The sequence below is a fragment of the Planctomycetia bacterium genome, assembly GCA_034440135.1.
Lineage (GTDB): Bacteria > Planctomycetota > Planctomycetia > Pirellulales > JALHLM01 > JALHLM01.
In genome coordinates, this window is the sequence record JAWXBP010000011.1 from 1 (window position 1) to 4,986 (window position 4,986).

The 4,986-nt window shown below is 61.1% G+C and carries 3 protein-coding genes; 2 read left to right on the plus strand and 1 reads right to left on the minus strand.

Annotated features, from left to right (window positions below; genetic code table 11):
• Window positions 1–634: TIGR01777 family oxidoreductase (locus tag SGJ19_00725; protein MDZ4778757.1), on the plus strand; the 634-nt coding region annotated here is incomplete at its 5' end.
• A 42-nt stretch (window positions 635–676) separates the two neighbouring features.
• Here SGJ19_00725 and SGJ19_00730 read toward each other — a convergent pair.
• Window positions 677–1,993 carry a hypothetical protein gene (locus tag SGJ19_00730; GenBank protein ID MDZ4778758.1) on the minus strand — a complete coding sequence of 439 codons (1,317 nt, stop codon included), beginning with the start codon at window positions 1,991–1,993 and terminating at the stop codon, window positions 677–679.
• Between the two features lie 120 nt (window positions 1,994–2,113).
• Here SGJ19_00730 and hrpA point away from each other — a divergent pair.
• Window positions 2,114–4,986 (plus strand): ATP-dependent RNA helicase HrpA (gene hrpA, locus SGJ19_00735; protein ID MDZ4778759.1); only part of this gene is annotated, 2,873 nt, incomplete at its 3' end.

Here is a 4,986-nt window from a genome sequence, read left to right on the forward strand (position 1 = left end):
CGTGTATCCCACGCGCAACCTGATCGACGCCGTGGGCTCGCTGGGCCTGCGTCCGAAGACCCTGGTTTGCGCGTCGGCCGTCGGCTACTACGGCGACCGCGGCGAGGAGTTGCTCGACGAAAATTCACCGGCCGGATCGGGCTTTCTGGCCGATGTTTGTAAGTCCTGGGAGCACGAGGCGGCGCGCGGGCGCGACATGGGGATGCGGGTGGTCTCCGTGCGGATTGGCGTGGTGTTCGGCAAAAACGGCGGGGCGCTCAAGAAGATGCTCACGCCGTTCAAACTCGGCGTCGGCGGCGTGCTGGGAAACGGCAAGCAATGGATGCCGTGGATTCACATCGACGACCTGGTCAACATGCTGCTCTTCGCGGCGGAACACGCGGAACTCGAAGGCCCCATCAACGGCGTGGCGCCGGAACCGGCGACCAACCGCGAGTTCACCAAGACGCTCGCCGCCACGCTGCACCGCCCGGCGATCTTCCCGGTTCCCGAGTTCGCTGTCCGCCTAGCATTCGGCGAAGTGGCGGACGTGCTGCTGGCGTCCCAACGGGTGGCGCCGAAGGTGGGGCAGGAACTTGGGTTTGAGTACCGGTTTGGGCGATTGGGGGAGGCGCTGAAGGATGTGGTTGGTTAGCCGCCTTGCGGCACCATTTGCTCGAAACCGCAATTCACAGGATTAGCAATACGAAGGACTCTCTCGAAATGCGTTCTCAAGCTCGGCCATCTCGGCGTGGGTGATCGAACAACTGTCGAGGGAGTTGTAATTCATCCTCGCCTTGAACAACGCGCAGTTTTCAAAAAGAACAAAGCCGCTAACACGACGTGGCATATCCACTAGACGTTCGAATCGTTCGGCAAAATTGTCGGTGGACATATTGTCGGCTTCGATAAGGCGATTCATCTCAAAATCCAGCCAGCCACGAAGTGAGACGTCTGGGATCAGCGACTCAGTGCCAGCATTGCTTGAGACTGGTGGAGAGATTGTGAGATGATCAATCGCCCATTGATACCCCGGCGATGAGCTTGAAACACCTGCGCCGGCAAACGACACGAAAAGAAGATTCACGTCGTCCTTGGCAAACTGCGATTTATCGGGGTTAAGTCCGGCGGCAATTTTGTCAAATGCCTTCGCATAGAATCGCCGTGCGTCGTAGTAAGGGCTTGGGCCCCTTGCATGAAGGGGACAATAGGGGCCCGGACGCATTAGCGCAGCTGGCGGACTGTTCTGACTCTCCTGGAAGAATCGGTCAAATACGGCGCGCGACTCGTCGTCCTCTGTCAAGACAGTGCATTCGATGCGAAGACGCCGGCCATTCAGGACAATGAGGGCATCCGTATTTCGACCGTTTGGCAACACGGCGTCAAACGAGACGTCGTAGCCCTGAGCAATCAATCGTGACTTAACCCACACTTCAAAGAGTCCGGCGTACCAGCCACGCGAGTCTTGTGCGCTGAGGAATCGTACAACGTCCTGCTGATTTGCTGTCGCGGTCTTCCCTAACACACGGCGGACGTCGTCATCAAGCATATGAATTATAGGACCGTCAAGGTGTCCAATGCGCAAGTAGGGCGGCCAGTGAGCGTATGCACGGAGCTCATCGACACTCAAGTTTTCGATGAGCGTTTCAAGTTGCACGAAGAGTTGATCGTCGATTGCGATTCGAACCGGCGAGTCCGCGTCCAGCAAGTTTCGCTTTTCACGCGATTCAGCCACGATTGATTGAAAGCTTTGTTTGTCGCGCCGATCACAGTCCATGTATTGTTTTTCGGCCGATTCTGCTGGTACCGCCGTTTCGCGATCCACGATTAATTCACGGTCCCATGAAGCGCGTTCCTCCCGAACATACTCCTGCGCGTCAATTCCACGCCAGACTTCGGCCCCCAATCCGCAAAGTTCCGTAAGGCTGTGCTTTTTCGTTGTGTCTGGGCCTCCGGCCGGCTCGCTTGGCGACTGGCCCTGGCTGAGCGGTGAGTCGCGTGTGTCGTCGGTCACGAATTCGCCCTCGCTCGAATTGACTGGGAGGCCCCATGGCGCGAGCCCCCTCGCCCCGGAACCAATCTGAGTAAAATACTCGATTCCAGGTTCGCGCGCAATTCCTCGCCAGATCACCGCATGTCCTCCCTCGCCGACCGATCCGCCGAGATCGCCAACGCCATGCTGGCTGACCAGTTTCGGCTGCGCCGGCGGTGGGAAGCGTTGCGCGAGCGCGCGAAGCGTGGGGAAGGGGCCGACGACGGGCTCGCCAAATGGGTGGCCGATTTGGAACGTTCGGTTGCGCGGCGGCAGGCGCGGGCGGAGCGCGTGCCGAGCGTGCAGTATGACGACGCGTTGCCGATTTCGGCTAAGCGGGAGGAGATTGCCGCGGCGATTCGCGAGCATCAGGTGGTGATCCTCTGCGGCGAGACCGGATCCGGGAAGTCGACGCAGTTACCGAAAATCTGCCTGGAGTTGGGGCGCGGCGTCGCAGGGTGGATCGGGCACACGCAGCCGCGGCGGATCGCGGCGCGGAGCGTGGCCTCGCGGATTGCCCAGGAGCTGAATTCCCCGCTGGGGCGCGACGTCGGTTTCAAGATTCGCTTCACCGATTCGACGAGCCCGGAGACCTACATCAAGCTGATGACCGACGGCATCTTGCTGGCCGAGTCGCAGCATGATCGGTTCCTGGAACAGTACGACACGCTGATCATCGACGAGGCGCATGAACGCTCGCTGAATATCGACTTCCTGCTCGGCTGCTTGCATCGCTTGTTGCCGAAGCGCCGCGATTTGAAGTTGATCATTACTTCAGCGACCATCGACACCGCGCGGTTCGCGGAGCACTTCGCCTCGTCGCGCGGGCCGGCGCCGGTGGTTGAAGTGTCCGGGCGCACGTATCCGGTCGACGTGCGCTACCGCCCCATGGTCGACGACGACGCCCAGGACGATCCCGATTGGATGCGGGCGGTGCTCGATGCCGTGGACGAACTGCTGGAATTGCCGCCGGGCGACATCCTGCTGTTCATGCCGACGGAGCGGGATATTCACGAGATCGCCAAGGCTCTGCGCGGGCGGTTGCTGCACTCGGCCGGCAAACAAACCACGGAGATCCTGCCGCTCTATGCTCGGCTGTCCGGCAAGGAACAGGACCGTGTCTTCCAGCCGCATTCCGGCCGGCGGATTGTGATCGCCACGAATGTGGCCGAATCGTCGCTGACCGTGCCGGGCGTGCGATATGTGATCGACCCCGGCGTCGCGCGGATCAGCCGCTACGCGCCGCGGAGCCGGATGCAGCGATTGCCGATCGAGCCTATTTCGCGGGCTTCGGCCGATCAACGCAAAGGGCGTTGCGGACGCATCGGCCCGGGCGTGTGCATTCGCCTGTTCAGCGAGGAGGACTATCAGTCTCGGGAACAATTCACGGCGCCGGAGATTCAGCGGACCAACCTGGCGTCGGTGATTCTGCAGACGCTGGCGTTGAACCTGGGGGACATCGAGGAGTTTCCGTTTCTCGATCCGCCGAAAGTCGGCGTAGTGCGCGACGGGTATCACACGTTGTTCGAGCTAGGCGCGATCGACGCCGAAAATCGATTGACGTCGTTGGGACGGCAGTTGGCGCGGCTGCCGGTGGACCCGCGGATTGCGCGGATGATCGTGGCCGGGCACGCGGAAGGTTGTCTGAACGAGTTGCTGGTGATTGCTGCAGCACTGGAAACGCAGGATCCCCGCGAAAGGCCGATGGAAAAGCAACAGTCGGCCGACGAAGCGCATGCCAAGTTCGCAAATGCCGATTCGGATTTTCTCAGCTATTTGGCGATCTGGGACTTTTTTCACCAACTCAAGCACACTTTATCCGGATCGCAGTTGCGGAAGGCTTGCCACACGAACTTTCTCTCGTACAACCGGATGCGCGAGTGGATCGACGTGCATCAGCAGCTATTGCGTCTGACCGGCGACGCGGGCATGAAATCCGGCCCGCGGCGCGACGACTCGGCGGCGATTCATCGTTCGCTGCTATCGGGTCTGCTCGCCAATTCTGGCTTTCGCGCTGATGAAGGCGAGTTCACGATGGCCGGCGGCGTGAAGTTTCAGCTTTGGCCCGGCTCCGGCTTGCGCGCGTCGAAACCGAAATGGCTCGTCGCGGCGGAATTGGTGGAGACGAATCGCCGCTATTTGCGATGCGCGGCGCGGATCAATCCGACGTGGCTGGAAACCCTGGCGGCGCACCTGGTCACGCGCACGTATCACGATCCGCATTGGAGTCGTGAATCCGGGGCGGTGATGTGCTACGAGAAAGTGACGCTGTGGGGGCTGCCGATCGTGCCGCGGCGCTCGGCACGGTATTCGGTCGTGAACGCCGCTTGGTCCCGCGAGATGTTCATTCGCTCAGCGTTGGTGGAAGGAGACTGGGAAACCCAGGCGCCGACGCTCATCCACAACCGCGTGCTGCTGGAAGAACTTCAGGCGCAGCAAGCGAAACTCCGCAAACGCGATCTGCTGAAGAGCGAAGAGGAGCAATTCGAATATTACGACCATCGCATTCCCGCCGATGTGACGGACGGTCAACGCTTTATCAAGTGGCTGCGTGAAGCGGAGCGCGCGCAGCCGAAGCTGCTGTGGATGACGAAAGAAGACTTGCTGCGCCCCGCGGCGATGGAAGTGGCCGACGCCGATTTTCCCACCTCGCTGGAGATCGATGGTGTTTCGCTACCGCTGGAATACCATCTCGAACCGGGCAGTGCGCAAGATGGGATCACGCTGACCGTGCCGCGCGAGGCCGTCGGGCAGATCGATCCGCATCGCCTTGGTTGGCTCGTGCCGGGCTTGGCGCCGGACAAGATCGTCGCGCTTATCAAGTCGCTGCCGAAGGACTTGCGCCGGGCACTGGTGCCTGCGCCCGACATGGCGAAACGCGTCGTGGCGGAGCTTAAGTTCGGCCAAGGGGCGTTCTTGAACGAAGTGGCGGCGTTGCTGTCGCGCTTTGGAGGCCAGCGGCTACGGCCTGAGGA